19 protein-coding genes are annotated in these 21372 nt (G+C 40.8%); 14 read left to right on the forward strand and 5 right to left on the reverse strand.

The genetic code is table 11. From position 1 onward, the window contains the following. Positions 1-233: 233 nt before the first annotated feature. The 6 genes from MHB38_RS04555 (at position 234) to MHB38_RS04580 (ending at position 7003) form a co-directional block, all read left to right on the forward strand. On the forward strand, positions 234-2129 hold the full coding sequence (locus MHB38_RS04555) for a PrkA family serine protein kinase (RefSeq protein WP_017360374.1): 1896 nt from the start codon (positions 234-236) through the stop codon (positions 2127-2129). A gap of 140 nt (positions 2130-2269) precedes the next feature. Further along, positions 2270-3433, forward strand: coding sequence for a sporulation protein YhbH (gene yhbH / locus MHB38_RS04560; RefSeq protein ID WP_007497035.1), 1164 nt, complete (start codon positions 2270-2272; stop codon positions 3431-3433). 363 nt (positions 3434-3796) lie between these two features. Further along, on the forward strand, positions 3797-4429 hold the full coding sequence (locus MHB38_RS04565) for an HlyD family efflux transporter periplasmic adaptor subunit (protein ID WP_007497037.1): 633 nt from the start codon (positions 3797-3799) through the stop codon (positions 4427-4429). Between the two features lie 39 nt (positions 4430-4468). Continuing rightward, positions 4469-6088 carry a DHA2 family efflux MFS transporter permease subunit gene (locus MHB38_RS04570; RefSeq protein ID WP_048003249.1) on the forward strand — a complete coding sequence of 540 codons (1620 nt, stop codon included), beginning with the start codon at positions 4469-4471 and terminating at the stop codon, positions 6086-6088. A gap of 17 nt (positions 6089-6105) precedes the next feature. After that, positions 6106-6630 (forward strand): NAD(P)H-dependent oxidoreductase, encoded by a 525-nt coding sequence (locus tag MHB38_RS04575; protein WP_008358701.1) that lies wholly within the window; start codon positions 6106-6108, stop codon positions 6628-6630. Positions 6631-6643: 13 nt separating this feature from the next. Next, positions 6644-7003, forward strand: a complete 360-nt coding sequence (locus MHB38_RS04580) for a hypothetical protein (RefSeq protein WP_017360371.1) — start codon at positions 6644-6646, stop codon at positions 7001-7003. A gap of 111 nt (positions 7004-7114) precedes the next feature. Here MHB38_RS04580 and cspB read toward each other — a convergent pair whose 3' ends face one another. Together cspB and MHB38_RS04590 are read right to left on the reverse strand one after the other, a co-directional pair. Then, a complete protein-coding gene (gene cspB, locus MHB38_RS04585; RefSeq protein WP_008349061.1) occupies positions 7115-7315 on the reverse strand; it encodes a cold shock-like protein CspB in 201 nt (66 codons plus the stop codon). Positions 7316-7526: 211 nt separating this feature from the next. After that, positions 7527-8618 carry a GGDEF domain-containing protein gene (locus MHB38_RS04590; RefSeq protein WP_008349059.1) on the reverse strand — a complete coding sequence of 364 codons (1092 nt, stop codon included), beginning with the start codon at positions 8616-8618 and terminating at the stop codon, positions 7527-7529. A gap of 94 nt (positions 8619-8712) precedes the next feature. Here MHB38_RS04590 and MHB38_RS04595 point away from each other — a divergent pair, with 94 nt between their 5' ends. Then, positions 8713-9093 carry a hypothetical protein gene (locus MHB38_RS04595; protein ID WP_008349057.1) on the forward strand — a complete coding sequence of 127 codons (381 nt, stop codon included), beginning with the start codon at positions 8713-8715 and terminating at the stop codon, positions 9091-9093. Between the two features lie 34 nt (positions 9094-9127). On the opposite strand, the gene MHB38_RS04600 is transcribed toward MHB38_RS04595, so the two are convergent. Beyond that, positions 9128-9544 carry a hypothetical protein gene (locus MHB38_RS04600; RefSeq protein WP_025206997.1) on the reverse strand — a complete coding sequence of 139 codons (417 nt, stop codon included), beginning with the start codon at positions 9542-9544 and terminating at the stop codon, positions 9128-9130. Between the two features lie 153 nt (positions 9545-9697). On the opposite strand from MHB38_RS04600, the gene MHB38_RS04605 reads away from it, so the two are divergent. Both MHB38_RS04605 and MHB38_RS04610 read left to right on the forward strand, forming a co-directional pair. Continuing rightward, on the forward strand, positions 9698-10204 hold the full coding sequence (locus MHB38_RS04605) for a YhcN/YlaJ family sporulation lipoprotein (RefSeq protein ID WP_008349054.1): 507 nt from the start codon (positions 9698-9700) through the stop codon (positions 10202-10204). A gap of 156 nt (positions 10205-10360) precedes the next feature. After that, positions 10361-11236, forward strand: coding sequence for a hypothetical protein (locus tag MHB38_RS04610; protein WP_025206998.1), 876 nt, complete (start codon positions 10361-10363; stop codon positions 11234-11236). 29 nt (positions 11237-11265) lie between these two features. On the opposite strand, the gene MHB38_RS04615 is transcribed toward MHB38_RS04610, so the two are convergent. Next, on the reverse strand, positions 11266-11910 hold the full coding sequence (locus MHB38_RS04615; protein WP_057079769.1) for a spore coat protein: 645 nt from the start codon (positions 11908-11910) through the stop codon (positions 11266-11268). 145 nt (positions 11911-12055) lie between these two features. Here MHB38_RS04615 and MHB38_RS04620 point away from each other — a divergent pair, with 145 nt between their 5' ends. The 3 genes from MHB38_RS04620 (at position 12056) to MHB38_RS04630 (ending at position 19006) form a co-directional block, all read left to right on the forward strand. Next, positions 12056-15418 carry a CheR family methyltransferase gene (locus MHB38_RS04620; RefSeq protein ID WP_341002569.1) on the forward strand — a complete coding sequence of 1121 codons (3363 nt, stop codon included), beginning with the start codon at positions 12056-12058 and terminating at the stop codon, positions 15416-15418. 82 nt (positions 15419-15500) lie between these two features. Next, on the forward strand, positions 15501-18407 hold the full coding sequence (locus MHB38_RS04625; RefSeq protein ID WP_341002571.1) for a 5'-nucleotidase C-terminal domain-containing protein: 2907 nt from the start codon (positions 15501-15503) through the stop codon (positions 18405-18407). 32 nt (positions 18408-18439) lie between these two features. Then, the gene (locus MHB38_RS04630) at positions 18440-19006 is read left to right on the forward strand and encodes a class D sortase (protein WP_341002572.1); all 567 of its coding nucleotides are present in this window, start codon (positions 18440-18442) and stop codon (positions 19004-19006) included. Positions 19007-19040: 34 nt separating this feature from the next. Here the strand turns inward: MHB38_RS04630 and MHB38_RS04635 are convergent, their stop codons facing one another. Next, entirely contained in the window at positions 19041-19943 is a 903-nt protein-coding gene (locus tag MHB38_RS04635) for an RluA family pseudouridine synthase (RefSeq protein WP_108611627.1), read from the reverse strand. Positions 19944-20051: 108 nt separating this feature from the next. Between MHB38_RS04635 and MHB38_RS04640 the strand changes: the two genes are divergently transcribed. Both MHB38_RS04640 and MHB38_RS04645 read left to right on the forward strand, forming a co-directional pair. Further along, positions 20052-20393: a DUF5365 family protein gene (locus MHB38_RS04640; RefSeq protein ID WP_108611628.1), complete on the forward strand. Its 342-nt coding sequence runs from the start codon at positions 20052-20054 to the stop codon at positions 20391-20393. 307 nt (positions 20394-20700) lie between these two features. Next, positions 20701-21366, forward strand: a complete 666-nt coding sequence (locus tag MHB38_RS04645; RefSeq protein ID WP_341002577.1) for an HAD family hydrolase — start codon at positions 20701-20703, stop codon at positions 21364-21366. Positions 21367-21372 lie beyond the last annotated feature (6 nt).

Consider the following 21372-nt stretch of genomic DNA (forward strand, 5'->3'; position numbering starts at 1 on the left):
CCCTTTGTTCCTTTGCTGCCGGTTTCATATGTTGCGAAGTTCGCCTTGAAAAGCAGGAGATGAAGATCATTTTTCTCCTGTTTTTCCTTTATTATGAAGGGTCTTGCGGATGGTTGTCAATTCAGTTTGCCAATTCGTCATTTTGAAGAACGAAAGCATGTAATAGGACGCCTCCGCATAGATTGTAAAACAGTATCTGATTTCTAGCTTCAATCTTGAAAGAGGAGGTTCATATGGATATTTTAAAGAAAATTGAACAGCACAGAGAAGAAGAGCAGCGACTGAAATGGGAAGGCACCTTCAGCGAATATTTAGATATTATTAAAGAAAATCCACTTGTCGCTCAATCTGCTCATTCTCGCGTTTATCATATGATTAAGGACAGCGGGATTGAAGAGGAGAATGGGGTCAGAACCTACAAATTTTTTGATCAGGAGCTTTTTGGATTAGAGGAATCATTGGAAAGGCTAGTGGAAGAGTATTTTCACCCTGCGGCTAAACGTTTAGATGTCAGAAAGCGTATTTTATTGTTAATGGGGCCAGTCAGCGGCGGGAAATCGACGCTTGTCACAAGGCTGAAAAGAGGGCTGGAAGAGTATTCACTAACAGATCATGGCGCAGTCTATGCGATTAAAGGCTGCCCAATGCATGAAGATCCGCTTCATCTCATTCCGCAAAATCTGCGGGAGGATTTCTATAGAGAATACGGCATACGTGTGCAGGGGAATTTATCACCTTTGAACTTGATGAGGCTGGAAGAGGAATATGGTGGCCGCATTGAGGATGTGAGAGTGGAACGAATCTTTTTCTCAGAGGACAAACGGACCGGCATTGGTACTTTCAGTCCGTCGGATCCTAAATCTCAGGACATTGCTGACTTAACAGGAAGTATTGATTTTTCAACGATTGCTGAATTTGGTTCAGAGTCAGACCCGCGTGCGTACCGGTTTGATGGAGAGCTCAATAAAGCGAACCGTGGAATGATGGAATTTCAGGAGATGTTAAAGTGTGATGAGAAATTTCTATGGCATCTTCTTTCATTAACGCAGGAGGGAAATTTTAAGGCGGGGCGTTTTGCGTTGATTAGTGCGGATGAATTGATTGTTGCACATACGAATGAAACGGAGTATCGGTCATTTATTTCAAATAAAAAGAACGAGGCTTTACACTCAAGAATTATTGTGATGCCGATCCCTTATAATTTAAAGGTGACAGAGGAAGAACGCATTTATCATAAGATGATTTCAGAAAGTGATGTCTCAGATGTTCATATTGCACCGCACACGCTAAAGGTAGCTGCGATGTTCTCTATTTTGACAAGGCTGAAAGAGCCGAAGCGGTCTGATATCGATTTGGTGAAAAAAATGCGACTGTATGATGGCGAAAGTGTCGAAGGTTTCCAATCTGTTGATATTGATGAGATGAAAAAGGAATTTCATGACGAAGGAATGAGCGGAATTGACCCGAGATATGTCATTAACCGCATTTCATCCACTATTATTCGAAAGAACATGGAATCCATCAATGCACTGGATGTCCTCCGTTCCTTAAAAGAAGGACTCGATCAGCATCCATCGATCTCAAGTGAAGATCGGGAACGTTATTTGAATTTTATTTCTGTCGCACGAAAAGAGTATGACGATATGGCGAAGAAGGAAGTTCAAAAGGCATTTGTGTATTCCTATGAGGAGTCTGCGAAAACTCTCATGGATAATTACTTAGATAATGTCGAGGCGTACTGCAATAAAAACAAACTGCGTGATCCGTTAACAGGTGAAGAAATGAATCCTGATGAAAAGCTCATGCGTTCAATTGAGGAACAGATCGGCATTTCTGAAAACGCCAAAAAGGCATTCAGAGAAGAAATCCTTATTCGGATTTCAGCTTATGCGAGAAAGGGCAAACGCTTTGATTATAATTCTCATGAGAGGTTACGAGAAGCCATTCAGAAGAAGCTCTTTGCCGATTTGAAAGATGTCGTGAAAATTACGACATCGACAAAAACGCCGGATGAGCAGCAGTTGAAAAAGGTCAATGAAGTAGTGGCGCGATTGATTGATGAGCATGGCTATAATTCTACAAGTGCAAATGAACTCTTAAAATATGTAGGCAGTCTTCTGAATCGTTAATAAATGAAGGAGGCATTATTGGCGCAAACCAGCACCAGTAATGTCTTTTTTAAAAATCATCGTCATTTCGACGACGGCCAGCATACGATAATGGAATCGATGGGTACAAGAATTGTGCAAAAAGGTGAGGAGGGGGATGGATGTCCCGGCAAGAAAAAAGTCAGTTTATTGTGTCTCAGGAAGACTGGTCCCTCCATCGAAAAGGCTTTGATGACCAGCAGCGTCATCAGAAAAAAGTCAAAGAGGCGATTAAAAACAATTTGCCGGATCTTGTCACAGAGGAAAGCATTATTATGTCTAATGGCAAAGATGTGGTCAAAATTCCAATCCGTTCTTTAGATGAATATAAAATTCGGTACAACTATGATAAGAATAAGCATGTAGGTCAGGGGGATGGAGACAGCCAGGTTGGCGATGTGGTCGCTCGGGATGGATCTGACAGTAAGCAAGGGCAGGGAAAAGGTCAAGGTGCTGGAGATCAAGCCGGTGATGATTATTACGAAGCAGAAGTCTCATTAATGGATTTAGAGGAAGCGCTATTTCGTGAGCTGGAGCTACCAAATCTTAAACAAAAGGAACTTGATGATATCGTTGTCGAGGAAATTGAGTTTAATGATATTCGCAAAACGGGGTTAACCGGTAATATCCATAAAAAACGAACCATGCTGTCAGCATTTAAACGAAATGCCATGACAGGAAGCCCTTCCTTTTATCCTATTTATCCAGAGGATATTAAGTATAAGACGTGGAATGAAGTCACCAAACCAGAATCAAAAGCGGTTGTCCTAGCGATGATGGATACGAGCGGAAGTATGGGGCTTTGGGAAAAATATATGGCGAGAAGCTTTTTCTTTTGGATGACACGTTTCTTGCGGACAAAGTATGAGACAGTCGAGATCGAATTCATTGCTCACCATACAGAGGCGAAGGTCGTAGACGAGGAGCACTTCTTTTCTCGGGGAGAGAGCGGGGGAACCATTTGTTCTTCTGTCTATCGAAAGGCACTAGAGCTCATAGACGAACGATATCCTCCGTCACGATATAATATTTATCCTTTCCATTTTTCTGATGGTGACAATTTGACCTCTGATAATGCACGGTGCGTGAAGCTCGTTTCTGAAATTATGAAAAAAGCCAATTTATTTTGTTATGGTGAAGTGAATCAATATAATCGGCATTCTACGTTAATGTCAGCATATAAACATATTCAGGATGAGAAATTTAAGCATTATATTTTGAAGCAAAAATCAGACGTTTTTCTCGCATTAAAAAAATTTTTTCAGCAGGAAGAAGTTCTTTCTTAAAGAGAACATTCAAAAAAACCTTTCAGCATAAGGGCTGAAAGGTTTTTTGTGTGGAGAAGGAAGGGATCACCAGAAAAAAAGTAAAACTTTCTCTTTGACATTTCAATTTTCATTTATTAATATTTAATCTTGTTAAATATAAGTTTTTCAAAAAAAGATGCCGATCGTCTTTTCTTCTTTTTCTGCTTTTTGCTCATAAGTGAACAATAAGTATAAATGGGCTGCACACCATTTTCAGCAGAGTAGAAAAAGTGGAAACAGGCAGCTCTATGAGCTTGTTTCATAATCTGTCAGATGATGGGCATTCTAAGTTTGCTAAAGCAGATGACACTATATTTTTATACATGAAAGGAGAAACAAAACATGAACAGAGGGCGTTTATTGCTAACGAATATTATTGGCCTTATTGTGATTCTTGCCATTATTGCCGGAGGTGCTTATTACTACTACGAAAGCACAAACTTCGTAAAAACAGATGAAGCAAAAGTGACAGGTGACATGTACCAAATTACAGCGCCAGCAGCTGGACAAATCAAAGGCTGGGACATCAATGAAGGTGACGAAGTGCAAAAAGACAGCACAGTTGCAAAAGTTGAAGGAGAAGCAAAAACAAACATTAAAGCAGTGGCTGATGGCACATTAGTCAAAAAAGAAGTACAAAACAACCAACAAGTGCAGCCTGGGACAGTTCTTGGTGAAACGATTGACCTAAGCAAGCTTTACATTACAGCGAATATTAAAGAAACAGACATTAAGAACATTGAAAAAGGCGACAAAGTGGACATCGTTGTAGACGGCGATCCTGATACAACATTTGAAGGAACAGTTGAACAAATTGGTTATGCAACAAACTCAACATTCAATATGCTGCCAGCAACAAACTCAAGTGGTAACTACACGAAAGTGACACAAAAAGTAGCAGTGAAAATTTCAATTAAAAATCCATCTGACAAAGTACTTCCAGGTATGAATGCTTCTGTCAAAATTTCATCTTAATGATGACTGATATCAAAAAATGAAAGGAGGTTGTCTGAGATGGCAAATCAACCTGCAGCGACAAAACAGGGAGCAGGCTCCTTGTCTTTACTGATCATTTTAATGGCCGGTTTGTTCGTAGCGATTTTAAACCAAACGCTTTTGAACGTAGCCATGCCCCATTTAATGACTGAATTTAATGTGAGTGCGACGACAATTCAGTGGCTTACAACAGGTTACATGCTTGTCAACGGTGTGCTCATTCCGTTATCTGCGTTTTTAATCACACGTTTTGGCCAGCGCAGCTTATTCCTCGTGGCGATGATTTCATTTACACTAGGGACTTTTATTTGCGGTATTGCGCCAAACTTTTCTACGATGCTGATTGGTCGTTTGATTCAGGCAGTCGGTGGCGGTATCTTACAGCCGCTCGTCATGACAACAATCCTTTTTATTTTCCCTCCAGAAAACAGAGGGAAAGGAATGGGGATTTTTGGTCTTGCGATGATGTTTGCGCCAGCTGTCGGACCAACGTTATCTGGTTATATTATTGAACACTATTCATGGCGTATTATGTTTTATGGACTTGTACCAATCGGTGCGATTGTCATTATCGCGGCTTTCTTTATGTTTAAAAATATTGTAGAGCCTAAAAAAATCAAGCTGGACAGCCTTGGTGCGATTCTGTCGATCGTTGGTTTTGCTTCGCTTCTATACGGGGTGAGCGAAGCGGGAAGTGATGGTTGGACAGATCCAATCGTTTTATCTACGATTATCATTGGTGCGATTGCGATCATTCTCTTTATTTTCCAACAGCTAAAAGCGGATAATCCGATGCTTGATTTCCGCGTGTTTAAATACAGCATTTTCTCATTATCAAGTGTTATTAACATTATTATTACCGTTGCCTTATACACTGGGATGTTCTTACTTCCGATCTACTTGCAGAACCTCGTTGGGTTTACTGCACTGCAATCGGGGTTATTAATGCTTCCAGGGGCACTTGCGATGCTGATTATGTCTCCAATTTCAGGGATCTTGTTTGATAAATTTGGACCTCGTCCACTTGCCATTGTGGGGATGCTGATTACGGTTGTCACCACATACGAGTTTACACAGCTGACGATTGATACATCTTATAGTCACATTGTGCTTATGTATGCAGTACGTGCCTTTGGTATGTCACTCTTGATGATGCCAGTCATGACTGCTGGGATGAACCAATTACCGCAGCATTTAAACAGTCATGGTACAGCGATGTCAAACACACTGAGACAAATCAGTGGTTCGATCGGTACGAGTTTGATCACAACGATTTATACAAATCGCACGACATTCCATTATTCCAATATGGCAGATCAAACGAATACGGCTGACCCGTTCTTTATGAATTCATTCCAGGCGGCTGTCTCTAATGTGATGCACCATATGGGCATGACAGCAGAAGCTGCTCAAAAATATGTGTCGACCCAGCTCTTTACGAAAGCACAAGTTGATTCCAATGTGATGGGCATCAATGATGCTTACATGTGGGTGACATTATTCTGTGCAGCTGGTGTGATTCTCAGCTTGTTCCTGCGAGATGTACGTAAGGATAAAAAGCGAAAAGAAAAGCAGGATAAGAAACAAGAAATGACATTGCTTCCAGCACCTAAGGAAGCAAACCAAGATGCAAGATAAGTGTGGAGGGACCGTACATGAAAATTTATGTCGTATACGATAGTGAAGGTGACCATACAAAAGCACTTGCAGAAGCGATTGCAGCTGGCGCAGGTGAAACAGAGCAAGCTGAAGTGTTCATTGATCATGTGAAAGATGCGGATATCCGCAAGCTTGATCAAATGGATGCAATCATTTGGGGCTGCCCTGGTCACTTTGGTACCATTAGTTCTGGATTAAAGACATGGATTGACCGTCTTGGGTATTTATGGGCAGAAGGAAAACTCATCGATAAAGTCGGTGCCGTTTTCTGTACCACTGCAACAACACACGGCGGATTAGAAATGACGATGCATAATTTGATTACGCCAATGTTCCATCAAGGGATGCTTGTGGTCGGCCTTCCTGGAAATGTTCCAGAAAATGCGTTATACGGTTCTTATTATGGAGCAGGTGTGACGTGCCCGATTGATTCTGATGAAGTGATTTCTGCAGAAGGCATTGAGCTGGGGAAAGCATTAGGAAGACGTGTAGCATCAGTCACTGCGTCATTTAAGCGATAAGGAGAGGGTTCTTTTGGCGACGATTATTGTAGCGTTAGTAGCTGCTGTTCTAGTCATTATCGGATTAGTAGCGTTCAATGTCAGACATGCTTCGGCCGAGAAGGAAGAGATCAAAGAAGATGTATCGAATCATCCTGACGTGCCGCATAGCGAGCCAGAAGTTGCGGCGAGACCTGTAGAGCCTGAAGTGGAAGAAAAAGCGTCAGAGCCTTCTCAGACAGATGATGCTCCGTCAGGTGATGATTTCTATAGACAGGCGCTTCAAAAGTTTAAACAGCCAGAACCACCTGTCAAAGAAGAAGAACCAGAGACGAAAATGAATGATGATATGTATCGTTCTGCTTTACAGAAACTAAAGCAGAAGGACAAATAAAAAGAGAACCTCTCGTCAGGTTCTCTTTTTTTATTACACAAAAAACCGCCGGCATAAGCCGAGCGGTTTTCCTTCACTCTATAAAGTGCTAAAAGAGCAGATGCTCTTAAATTACGCTTTGTTAACGTTAGCAGCTTGTGGTCCACGGTTACCTTCAACGATTTCGAAAGAAACTGATTGACCTTCTTCTAAAGTTTTGAAGCCTTCGCCTTGGATAGCAGAGAAGTGAACGAATACATCGTCTTGACCTTCTACTTCGATGAATCCGAAACCTTTTTCAGAGTTGAACCATTTTACTTTACCTTCTAACATGAAATTTCCTCCTAAAGCGATCTTAACGCTTAAATTCACTATTCTTGCTCTTACACAAACTTCAAAGACGAAAACTCTTTCAAAACTTTCTTCTTAAAGATGATACGAACAAAAATAATTACCTTTACTTTACCAGTGTTTGCGGGAAAAAACAACTGTTATACGAAAACTTTTTTAAAAATAATTAGCGCTAACAAATTGAGGAAAAAGCCTATGTTAAGTGTTCTCTTTTACGTCCAGAAAAGCTCACTTGGTTTCTGCCTGACTGCTTCGCTTTATAGAGCTCCTGGTCTGCAATAATCGGTAATTGTTTCATGTTTTCACTTGTACCTGCATCATAAGCACATCCAATTGACACCGTAATGTGAATCGATGTTCCATTTTGTAAATAAATTGGGTGATCCGCCATTTTTTTTCGTAAACGTTCCGCAATTTGCCATGTTTTTTCAACGGAACAATTCGGTAAAAGCACAGCAAATTCTTCACCGCCGATCCGCCCAATATAATCAGAGCTTCTTGTGTTCTTAATCAGCCTTGTTCCGATTTCTTTTAAAACGATATCTCCCTCATGATGTCCATACTGATCATTGATGGTTTTGAAATAATCGATGTCTAGGTAAATCAAGGACATTTGATGGATAGGTTGCTTTAAGTTCAGAGAAAAAGCATCACTTAATATTTCATCGAATTTCCGTTTATTTAAAACACCAGTTAAAAAGTCATAATGAGCTTGGAATTTATACAAATTTAACATCTGATACGCTTTTGTTTGATGCTCAATGACATAAAAGTTAAATAAACCGGCAATATACGAGAAAATCCAATAGGCAGTATGCAGTTCAAATGATCTTTCATTGACGATGATGATAAATAAAATCGTCGCAATGACGTTGCTCATGGTAATAGATAACAGCATTTTTACGACGTGATTGATATGACGCTCAGCAATTAAAAAGGAAGCTGTGGCGATAAATATCATGGAAAAAATATTAATGAAAGAAGCGACATTGGCTTCGATTAATAATCGGCCAATAATGATCACACAGGCTGCAATGAACGTTTGTGCAATGCCTCCATAAAATGCCGTTAAAATAAGGGGGATATGTCTTAAATCGATGATGGCTGGTCCTGCTTTAATAGAGAAAAACATTAAGAGGACACCGAGTAACCCAGAAATCATTCCTTTAAAAATTTGTCTGAGCAGGGTGTCTTCCTTTTTTAAAAAATTCTCTTTAAACACAAGCATCAATAAATAATGGAAAGTGACAAGAATTGTTAAATTAATAAAGAGGTCTCTTAGCAAAATAAAATCACCTTTTTAAAATTACTAAAATTTGTTGCAAAAGAAAAGAGGAAACAAGATAATTAATAAAAATTTCACTTATGAGGGGTTTAAAATGAGGAGAAAACAATTTCCAGATCGAACGGACTGGCTTTCTTTTTTTGAGACGTGGCCTGATGAAGGATTTGAACGAGATATGCCCATTGAATATCAAGATCTAACGTTTCGGTTTGAGAATGAGGAAGAGCGATTTGTGGTGACGATGTCTCTTGGAGTACAAGAATTTTCTTTGAAGGCTGTTCGAAAAAAGGACGCATCCGTTTTAGGAGTATATGCCTTTAAAACTGTGCGACATGTAGAAATAAAAAAGGATCGGCAGCATGAAAAAGAGCTGTTGATACTATTAGATGGTGTGGAACGGTTTGTTATCACGATCGAAATCACCTTCTTGCCTTCCTTCTGCATCATGGTGAAAGAGCATTTTTCAGGAGAATAAACAGGAGCCTTCTGAAAAAAGGCTCCTGTTTTAGTTATTTGTGCTCGATGTCATTGAGTACTTGCTGAATAGATTCATCATCCATTACATTCATGACACTTTCATCAATGTGAAGAGACTGGGCGTAAGACTCTCTCGGCGGCTGATGAGTTTGGTATGTTTTTGATGATGTTTGATGCTGATTTGTTTCATTTGGCTGGACAGCGGTGAATGCCTGCTTGATCATTTGTCCGACTTCAGCTGTGCCTTTTGAGTCTTTACGTGAATGCGAATGGGACTCATGACGAGATGACTCATGCTGGTGTTGATCTTTGCCTTTCATCATTGAGGACAAATTCATTTGAGTCATGCTGCTTAGTCTTCTCCGTAATAGTGGTGAAAATAATGCAATGATGGCTGTTGATGCTGCGATCATTGCACCAGTACTCATACCTTTTCTCTTTTTAAACAAACGAATCCCTCCATTTGATCGTGATGATACTTCTTCATCATGTTTAGGATGACCAATCAAGGCTGATTTATGAATTCATTGCTGAAATAGAGGATGTGTGCATAAAAAGTCTGCTGGATGAAAAACCTATGAGCAAAAGGAGGGAATCAATTGATGAATAAGAAATGGATGCTATCTTTATTACTCGTTCCAACATTGATCACTGCTGGGTGTGGAATGAACAACCAAGGCGATGAACGAAGAGGAACAATGAAACGACAGTATGAAAATGTCACATATAAGAACGACAACATGAGACAGGATCAACCAAATGTGCAGACACCTCAGAAGGTGAAAGTGGCAGATAAGGCATCAGAGCTTGTTGCCAACATGTCTGAAGTGAAAACAGCGAACGTACTTGTCACAGGGAAAAATGCATTTGTTGCTGTCGTGCTTGAAGGCAATAAAAGCGGAGATGTAACAGACGATTTGAAAAAGAAAATTTCTGACAAAGTCAAATCGACGGATCAACAAATTGATAATGTGTATGTATCTGCTAATCCAGACTTTGTCGATCGTATGGCAGGGTACGGAAAACGTATTAGAAGTGGAGAGCCAATTTCAGGATTCTTCGACGAGTTTACTGAAACGGTTCGACGTGTCTTCCCTGAATCAAAATAGCTACGACAAAAGCCGTATGTCATATGCGGCTTTTTTGTTTGGAACCGCACCTTGCGCACCTGACTGCATAAAGTAAAAAATATATCACCTCTTGTTGATCTTTGTTTTTTCATAGAAAGAGAAAGAGGTTGCAGGATGAATTCAGGTGGGGAGTAAATGAAAGCAAAACCGTCATTAATTCATAAAAAACTTGTAAGCGGAATGATTGCAGCGGGTTTGATTTTTTATGCGTTCACTGCGTACTTGATCTATGTAGCGTTTCAGCTGGCAGGGCAATATCTAGAGGAGCATTCTTCGCCTAAAACGGTCTTAACGGAAGGACTCAATAAGCAAGTCTATGAACATATTCGAATCTACTATGCAGAGGATGAGGGCGCCTTTGTCGATCTGACCATAGAAGCGCTGGAAAAGGCAAAGAAGAGAACGATGTCAGTGTTTCAGTATGAAGCCGATAAACCGTTAGATATCATTTATTTTGATGATAAAGAAACGATTGAGCAATTTGCCGGTATCAAGCATATTACAGGTTTTTATTCTGATGTTGATCATATGATTGGATTATACCCAGATAAACGGGAAGAATTGTTGAAGAAAGAGACACTGCCTTTATACTTTTTCAACACGTTATTCATTCATGAGTATGCCCATTTCGTTTTCTATGAAAAGGTGCATGCATACAATGTATCTCCAGTCGTCTTTCCCCTTTGGTTCCATGAAGGAACAGCAGAATGGACGGCCTATGATGTGCTGAATGCCACGTCTGAACGGTTTGACGTCATTCCTTTTAAATCTCTTTATTCTGATCAAGACTGGCAAGAATCTCGCACGACGTATGAGACAGATGTTTATTTACAAAGCTACTATATGATCTATGAGCTTGTGCAGCTTTATGGACGAGATGTCATACATGAGATCATGGAGGAAACGGCGAAAACTAGTCGTTTTGATAGAGGGTTTGAACAAGCGACAGGACAACGTCTCACAGATTTTGAAGAGCAATTTAAACTGAAATATCAAAGAAAAAACGGCTGACCTGTAAATAGGTCGGCCGTTGTTTTTATTTAATGAAGCGGTTTTTGCTGGTTGGCTTTGCTCGGCGGCATCTGCACTTGTCCCTGCATAGGGGCAAATGTAGATGTCATCGCCTGCATATCTTGAGCTGTAAGCTGCGGAACTTGATAATAGCTATGTTTGTTTTGATATAAGAAAATTTCATACGCCATTTCAATAAAGTTCGGGATTTGCGCTGCAAGCACACGTCGTACCACAGGGTTTGTGACCTCTAATGCAGTCATTGAGAGTAATCCAGCATGAGATTTCACGAGACCAAGCATATGCCCTGTAATTCCCGCATCTTTTACATCCTGTAATGATTGATTTGGCTTCTTAGGCTGAGATGGTTTTATTCCGTATGTCACCTGTGTCTGTTCTTTCATCATATAAGTAGATGTTTCTTCACTAGGCTTTTGACCAGTAGAAAAACAATCTACCGTGACGTTGTACTGGGACAATACAAATTGATATTGTCGATCTAACATGTCGGATAATGCGGGATCTTGGATAAATTGCCGAAAGATCATGTATTGATCCAAAATATTAATGGTCCCTGCCAATACCTCATGTAAATCAAATAACTCATGCCCGCCATGATTGAATTGGGGCTGCTGGGCATGTCCTTGAACGTTTGTCTGCTGATCGTTTTGCATAAAGAATCCTCCTTCTGTTTTATACAGTCTGTTTTAATGTGAGGAAGTTTTCCTCCTTTCATGCAAAAAACATTATTTACAATTAGAGGGTTTTCTTCCTTTTTGTCGAAAAAATGTATCAGACGAATGAACATGGGGGTACCAGATGCAGGACAAAATCATTAATCGTTTGATAGAAGACGAACATGTGCAGGCACCAGTGATTGGCATCGGTGTTTCGCCGTTTGAACAGCATCATCTTGAGGCTTTTTTTCAATCATTTCCGCATGAATTAAATGCCTCTTTTATTGTTGTGCAAAATCATGTGACAGGCGATTGTGTAACTGATTTGGAAGCACTTGTTTTACCGATTGGCTACCGGGCAAAGCCGATTAAGCATGGTGAGAAAGTCATGAAAAATACGATTTATGTTTGTCCGCAGCATGCAGCTGTGACATTGACAGAAGACAAACGGCTACACATAACAGAGCAGCATCCTACAAACAAGGCGTGTGCTGTAAATTCGTTGTTTCAGTCACTTGCCAATGTGCAAAAGGAAGAGGCCTATGCGATCTTTTTTCAAAAAGGCTATTGTGTAGGAAGTGGTTTGCTTCAAATCGTTGAGCAAGGCGGTACAGCCATATCGTGCAGTGAGACAAATAGTGGGTTTGATCGTATGTATCATCAAACATTTCAAGACCCTTCTGCACTTGCGTCATATATAGCCAACATCATCAACGTTCCGCATACAGATGTTGCAGACCCTGTTTTGATCAGAATCATTGAACGTCTTGAAATGCATAAAGGAATTGCATTTTCAACCTATGAGAAGTGCAGACTGCTCTCTGTCATTCAAAAAAGAATGAGGAGTGCGAACCAATCGATCTCCTTATTGTCCGAGTACGATCGTTTATTAGAGAGAGAACCAGATGAGCTTGATCGCCTGCATGTACAGCTTTTAAGCGGCACGACTTCCTTTTTTAGAGATATGGAAGCCTTTCGAGTATGTGAACATCACATCATTCCGTCGATCATTGATAATACATTGAAAAATGGGAAATCTCGATGCCGCATTTGGATTGCAGGATGTTCTACAGGTGAAGAAGCCTATTCTTTTGCGATGTTATTTTTAGAAGAAATGAAACGAAGACAAGTGTCCATTGAACTTCAAGTGTTTGCAACAGACATCAACCGGAAAGCCATTCAAAGTGCAAGCAAAGGTGTTTATTCGCTTGAGTCTATGGCACGGATGCCAGAAAAATGGAGGGCGCGATATTTCGAAAAAAAAGGTGACGCTTTTATTGTGAAGCAGTCGCTTAGAAAACATATTGTCTTTGCTCCTCACAATTTATTGATCGATTCACCTTTTATCCACCTCGATTTTATCAGTTGCCGAAATGTTCTGATGTACTTCCAGCCAGAAGTACAAAAACGAGTCTTATCTCGATTCCAATATGCACTAAAGGATCAAGGGATGTTGATATTAGGACCGAATGAAAAGGTACCCAATATCCCTCGTTTATTTCATTTGTTAAATGAAAAGTGGAACATTTACACCCACTCAAACGTTCCTAAATACAATGCAGGTCATACGGAGTTAAAAAAACGAGCTGTCCAATATATGAAAGAAGTAGAGCAGGAGTATGATGCATGTTTCATCATAGACGATTGCGAGAAAATTCTCGCGATATCAAACGGTGCCTATTCTTTCTTAGCGCATGCAGAAGTCTCAGATGAATTATGTGAATATGTAACCCCTGATTATATGAAAGAGATACTAAGTCAAAGCTTTCAAAAGGTATGGACTGAAGAGACTGAGGTTGTTTTTCAACATGTCCTCATTTCGGAAAATGGCAGAAAGCAGTATGCAGATTTTACAGTGAAACATTTTGATCGCCGTTTTAAAGGAGTATACGTCATTCTCATTCGGAAGAGTGAGAGAGGAAAAAATCAAAAGAACGGCAGGGACAAAGGGATGTTAGAGCAGAATTCGGTTTATCAACAGCGAATTGTCGATTTAGAAAACGAGCTCAATGAGGTCAAACAAAAGGAGCAAGAAGCAAGGGCTCAATTAAAAGAAAAAAACAAGCAAATAGAAGTGCGCGAGAAAACAAACGAGCATTTTATTAATATCATAAACAACTTAAAGGTGACAAGAGAAGAACTGTACCGGCCGTCTGTGAAGCCAGAACTTGCCACGTTGTTTGTGGACCGGGAAATGAATATTCGCTATCACACTCCTACAGCTACCTCTTTATTCACTTCAGCTCAAACCCGGCACCAGCAAACGTTTCAGTCGATGGTGAAGAAGTTATCGAAGGAAATGCTCTATCATGATATTCAATCTGTCATTTCAGATAGGCGCGTGATCGAACGTGAAATTGAAACGAACGAAGGAGAACAATTCACGGTTCATATGACACCTTTCTATGATCAAGATCGCGAGGGAGCGGTGATGACCTGGATCAAAATGACCGAAATGACGAAATTGAAGCAGGCTCTTCATCTTGCGGTGACAGCACTTGATAACAGCCATATTCATATTGTGGTTGCAACGGGAGAAGGTGTTATTCAGTGTGTCAATCAGCGCTTTTGTCAGTTTGTACAGCAGCATGAATATGACTTGATCGGAAAAGATATTTTTTCTGTCTATTATGCGTTGTGTCAATGTGATGATCTAGTGAAACAATGGGACGTGTGTTTAAGAGAGGGCAGCTGGACAGGTGAGTTGTATTTTCAGGACTTATCAGGGCGTGAGCGATGGGAAAGAGTCTCTTTACACCGAATCGATGACCCTGACAAAATGCAGTCTACTGTCATGCGGATTTCGGAGGATATTACAAGTCAAAAACAGTCTGAGAAAATGCTGATGAAGTCTGAAATGCTGTCAGCAGTTGGACAGCTTGCAGCTGGTATTGCCCATGAGATACGTAACCCACTTACGTCGTTAAAAGGCTTTTTACAGCTAATGATTCAAAGTAAAAAGTATCAGAAGGATTATGCCGATGTGATGATGTCAGAGTTTAATCGGCTTGAGTCTATTATTAACGAATTCCTTGTGCTCTCTAGAAGCAAATCTGTTAAATTTGAACCGGTGAATGTGAACCTTCTCCTCGAAGAAGTCATTATGGTCGTTGAATCTCAGGCGGTCTTAAAAGGAGTGTCGATTCAAAAGAATTTGGCTCCCTCTTTGCCACATATTCAAGGCATTCCAAATGAACTGAAACAAGTGTTTCTTAACATTCTTAAAAATGGAATTGAAGCGATGGATGGAGTAACAGGTGTGATCCAAGTGACTTCATTATTGAAAAACGACCAAATGATGCTGATATTTGAAGACCAAGGAAAGGGCATACCAGAAGAGGAGATTGGGAAATTAGGCGAACCTTTTTACACAACGAAAGAAAAAGGAACGGGTCTTGGATTAATGATGACCATTAAGATTATTGAAAGTCATGGCGGTACCATTCGTTTTGAGAGCAAAAGCTTTGAAGGGACACGTGTGATTATTACGTTTCCAAGTAATTGAGATCAGCTTTACATGAAATCCATCCATTCTCAATAATTGCTTTGTACAATAGAAGAGATGAAGTTCAAAGGGGAGAAATCTAATGAAACGTATACAATCCATTCGAATGGTCTGTTGTTTGATTTTGGTGATATTTAGTCTGCAATCTTTACTGCCTAGTATGATGACAGCTGAGGCGTTTTCTTCTTCTGAGAAAAAGGAGACTTTATGGAAACAAACAAAGCCGATGAACATAAAAAAAGCCCGAAAACTGATAGGAGAAACGGTAACGGTGAGCGGAATCGTAACAGCAGATCAATCCGCTATAGGGAATGGGAAACTATCAACATATATTCAAGACAAAACAGCTGGTCTCAATATTTATTCTGCGCAGCCAAAGAATTTTCCAGAACTGAAAGCAGGCATGAAGGTCACGGTGACTGGCAAGGTGACGACTTATAAAGGGCTCGTTGAAATTGTGCCAGATCAAGATCGTCTGAAGATAGATGCTGTGAATCAGCCATTGCCTTCGCCAAAGAAAGTTTCCATTAAACAATTGGAATCGGATCAGGCAGGCAAATATGAAGGAAGATTAGTGAAGGTAAAAGGCTATGTAGAACAAGCGCCAGATCAGCCAGCTGGCGGTGGATACAATGTGGTCATCATCGATAAAAAATATCATAGCACAGTCCTTAGAGTCATGGTTGATACGGGTGCCATTGATCAAGTGAAGACCGGAAAATGGTATGAGTTTACTGGCGTTTTAAGCAGATACGATACGCTGCAAGTACTTCCAAGACACAAAACCGATGTCAAATTGCTGAAGCACCAGCCAAAGCCGCCAAAAATCAAAAAAGAATATGAGGCAACGGTAGATCGTGTTGTGGATGGAGATACTATTCATTTGAAGAAGCCTGTGCTCGGCACAACAAAGGTACGCTTCGTGAATATGGACACACCAGAAACCTACCACAAGCCCAAAAATGAATTAGATCAAAACCAGCTGCGCTTTGGACAAAAAGCGACGGATTATTTAAAAACGCTTCTTTCAAGTGGTGATCGAGTCACATTAAAGATTGGCCCGGAAGCAAAGGATGGATATGGACGTCTTTTAGCTCAAGTCAAAACCAAAAAAGGGCTGAATACAAACCTAGAGCTTGTGAAAAAAGGATATGCCCCTACTTATTTCATCTGGCCTGTTGGAGATGAAAAAGAGTATCAGATGTTCCAGCAAGCAGTGAAAGATGCCAAGAAAAAAGGGCTTGGTATTTGGAATAAAGAAGATCCTCTGCTAGAACATCCGTTTGAATTTAGAGCACGCGAGCAGAAAAAAGGGCTCACACGTTATGTGGGGGATTCATCTGCAAAAACCTACGTATCACCTGACAGCTGGAATGAGATCGATGTGGATAAACGTATCTTTTTTGCTTCTAAAGAAGAAGCAGAGCAGGCTGGATATCAGGCGTCAGAATCATCCAGTGAAGTTCCATTAACCATTTTAAGCATGAATGATTTGCATGGGAAAATTGATCAGCAATATGAGCTGGATGTAAAAGGTGATGGCAGTAAAGGAACATATGGACGGATGGATTATGTGGCGGCTTATATAAAACAAAAGCAAGCTGCGCAAAAAAATACACTGACAGTTCATGCAGGAGATATGATAGGCGGAAGCTCGCCAATATCTTCTCTTTTACAAGATGAACCAACCGTTGAACTAATGGAGAACATCGGCTTTGACGTTGGGACAGTTGGCAACCATGAGTTTGATGAAGGTGTGGATGAACTATTGCGCATCTTAAAAGGTGGAGATCACCCGAAAGGCACAAAAGGATACGATGGGCAGAACTTCCCGCTTGTTTGTGCAAACTGTGAATACAAGGATACTGGCAAACCACTTTTACCAGCCTATGAAATCATGGATGTCGAAGGAATTCCTGTAGCTTTTATCGGGGTTGTGACAACATCAGCGGCAGGTATGGTCATGCCAGAAGGAATTAAAGACATTCAATTTACTGATGAAGTCAAAGCTGTCAATGAAGCAGCGAAGGAATTAAAGCAAAAAGGGGTTAAAGCGATCGCAGTTCTGGCTCATATGACCGCCTCTCAAAATGGTGATACCATTACTGGAGAAAGCGCAAGGCTCGCCAAAGAAGGTGATGACGAAATTGATGTCATTTTCGCTGGCCATAATCACGAAGTGGTCAATGGAGAAGTGAATGGAAAATTAATTGTCCAAGCCTTTGAATATGGAAAGGCGATTGGAGAAGTCAATGTCACACTTGACCGGAAAACAAAGGATATTGTCAAAAAGAGTGCAAACATCCAGTATGTAGACCAGGCTGGTATTGAAAAGGATCAGGAAGCAGCGGACATTTTAGCCCATTACGGAAAAGAAGTGGAGCCGATTATTAGTGATGTTGTTGGAGAAGCTGGCGTCAAGATGGAAGGTGGCTATTCCAATGATGGTGATACACCACTTGGCAACCTCATTGCGGATGGCATGAGATATTCAATGAAAAGTGACTTTGCCATGATGAATGGCGGCGGTATCAGACAAAATCTCGAAAAAGGACCCATTACTTGGGGAGACCTCTTTAATATTCAGCCATTTGGAAATGTGTTAGTAAAGCTGGACATCAAGGGGAAAGATTTAGTTGATATCATTGAAGCTCAAATATCTCCTCAATTTGGACCAGATTATAGCATTTCAGGCTTTTCTTATTCGTACGATCCGTTAACATATAAAGTAGTCGACTTAAAACTGCCTGATGGTTCTTCCGTTGATTTCGATAAAACGTATACACTCACAGTGAACAACTTCATGGCGACTGCCACTGGAAGTAAGTATGCACCGATTGGGCGGCTAGGGAAAAATCCGGAAACAGGCCCAGAAGATTTAGAAGCAACGGTTGCTTTTGTAAAGAGCTTCGAGGGAGCTTCTATTGTGTATCAAAAAGAGGGCCGAATTCAACAAGCGAAACAAGAAGAAAAGGCAGCAGCAAGCTAAAGAATCATCAGCAAAGACAAAGGAGTTAACGCATGAAAAAATGGCTTGCAGTGATTGTCATGTCAGCGGGAATTGTGGTGCTTGGCTGGGGGATTTGGCAAATCGCTTCTACTCACTTACAAACAGCACATTCTTTAGAGGAAGCAAAGAAGGTCGTAGAAACTGATCAAGGGATGACAAAGGAAAAATTTTCACCTGAAATGGGGAAAGCCTCTGGCATCCTGACCATTCCGAAATTAAAAGCCGATTTGCCGATTGTTGAAGGGACAGATGCGGACGACCTTGCCAAAGGCGTCGGTCATTATAAAGGCAGTTATTACCCTGATCAAAATGGACAAATCGTTTTGTCGGGACACAGGGATACGGTCTTCCGCCGGACTGGTGAACTGGATATTGGGGATCAGCTGAAAATCACTGTACCGTATGGCGAGTTTGTTTATGAAATCACGCATACGAAAATTGTGGATCAGCATGATACATCCGTTATTACCTTACAAAATAAAAAAGAAGAGCTTGTGTTAACCACATGCTATCCATTTCATTTTGTCGGCAACGCACCAGAGCGGTACATTATTTATGCGAAAAGAGCATCTGTCTAACGTCAAAAGAGCCTGGATGATCAGGCTCTTTTTTCTACATATTGTCCATTAATTCAGCCATATCAGGTGGGAGCGGTGCTTCTATCGTCAGCTTTTCACCTGTGAATGGATGGTTCATGTCTACTTGTTTGGCATGAAGGGCGCATCTGTTTATCAGGTCACGCTTCCCGCCATATAATGTATCGCCAGCTAAAGGATGCCCGAGACTGCTAAGATGGACCCGAATTTGATGCGTTCTGCCTGTTTCTAATCGCAGCTTAACGGCCGTCATCTGTAAACGTTTATTGAGATGGAAGACCTCATAATGAGTCTTGGCGCTTTGACCAGTAGGAGAAACCCTCCTTCTGACAGCATGGTGTTTATCACGTCCAATGGCTGCTTGGATCGTTCCTTTCTTTTTCTTAAACAGTCCTTGTGCGATGGCAAGATACGTTCTGTTAATTGCTTTTTTTGAAAGCATTTGATCGAGTACAGCATGTGCCAACCTGTGTTTGGCAAAAATGACGGTGCCACTTGTGTCTTGATCCAGCCTATGTATATGTCTGACCCGCTTTTCTTCTCCATTTGCTTGAAAATGGAAAGCGACTAGATTCGCCAGCGTACCTGTTTGTCCTTTTTCATTTGGATGCGTCGGTCTTCCAGCAGGCTTTTGGACAACTAATAAATGCTCGTCTTCAAAGAGTACCTCTAATTCACCGTATTCTGGCGTCACATCACTTTCTTCCGTCTCAAATAAATCAATGAGAATCTGATCACCTGTACTCACTTTTGCAGCATGGTGGGCAGGTTTTTGATTGAGACGGACTTTTTGGTGCTCCATCCAAAAATGGATAATCGGTTTAGAGGCAGACACTTCCTCTTTTAAAAATTGACTTAAGGAAATGCCATTTTGCTGCTCACCTACTTTTAGGGAGAGCGTGTGTCCTTTTATGATCATGATATTCGTCCTCTCTTTGGGTATATATAGGAAACACTTACCTTAGCGAATGACTTTTTTTCTGTGCTATTCTGAATGGAGTAATAACGACAGAGAGGTAGATGCCACGTGAGATTAATGAAAGCTGCGACAGACCTTCAAGAGCAGGCAATTGAAGAAGTATCAAAGGAAATTGAAGATCTTTTATCCCATTCTGTTAATGGAGAAGAGCAGGAAAAACAATCCCCGCTTACATTCATTGATGGTGTGTATAACGGGACAATGGATGATGCTTTTCGTATCTTATCAGGTCTTCAGCTATTACATACCATTATTTTAAAGCCGAAGCGACATATGACAAAACGAGACCGTGAGTTATTTGAACTCAACAGTGAACAAGTTAATGCGTGCGGCTTTTCTTTCCCGTTTGATTTAGATGATTTTGCAGGCCGTCACCTTCAAAATGCGTAAAAGTTGGTGTGAACTTCCTTGTTAACTTACAAGGTCGTCGCACATACTATTTTTAAGGGAACGGAGAAACCTTCAAGATCTGTAATACCAATTCCGCTCTTTTTCAACAATGTCTATTCTCCACGAATCGGAGCGCTTGGATCTCTTGCAGAAAGAATCGAACATGACAGGAGCCTGACAAAACGATGCAGGCTCCTTTTATACATAATCATTTTAGCAGACATTCATCTTTGAAAGTCAATTTTATTCACGATATGATAGCAGTATGGAAGATATTTCAGACTTTCGGAAAAAAGGAGTGGCCTCTTTGGTAAAGGCGATTATATTTGATTTTGATGGATTAATTTTAGATACAGAAACACATGAATATGAGGTTCTGCAGGAAATGTTTGCGGAGCATGAATCGGAGTTGCCTCTGTCTGTATGGGGAAATGTGATTGGAACGCAGGCAGGTTTTAAGCCTTTCAAATATTTGGAAGAGCAGTTAGGGAAGACATTAGATCATGAGGCGCTTACAGCGGACCGGCGTTCACGTTTTCAAAAGAGAATGAAGGACGAAGTAGCAAGACCTGGTGTAGAAGCTTATTTAGAAGCGGCAAAGGAGCTTGGAATTAAGATTGGACTTGCTTCCAGCTCAGATTATAAATGGGTGTCTGATCACCTGAAACAAATTGGACTTTTCGATTACTTTGAATGTATTCGCACGTCAGACGATGTGGAAGAAGTGAAGCCTCACCCAGAACTTTATTTGCAAACCGCACAATGCTTAGGCGTTGAGCCAAAAGATTGCGTGGCATTTGAGGACTCTGTGAATGGGTCAATCGCTGCCAAACGAGCGGGTATGAAATGTGTCATCGTGCCAAATAAAGTGACGAGCACACTGCAGTTTGAAGAATATGACGCGAGATTAGAATCTATGGCTGAAATCGAATTGCTCCAGCTATTCCATCAGCTTGAAAAAGAGGATCAGTAAGGGGGC

The organism is Bacillus sp. FSL K6-3176, assembly GCF_038003325.1.
Lineage (GTDB): Bacteria > Bacillota > Bacilli > Bacillales > Bacillaceae > Bacillus > Bacillus altitudinis.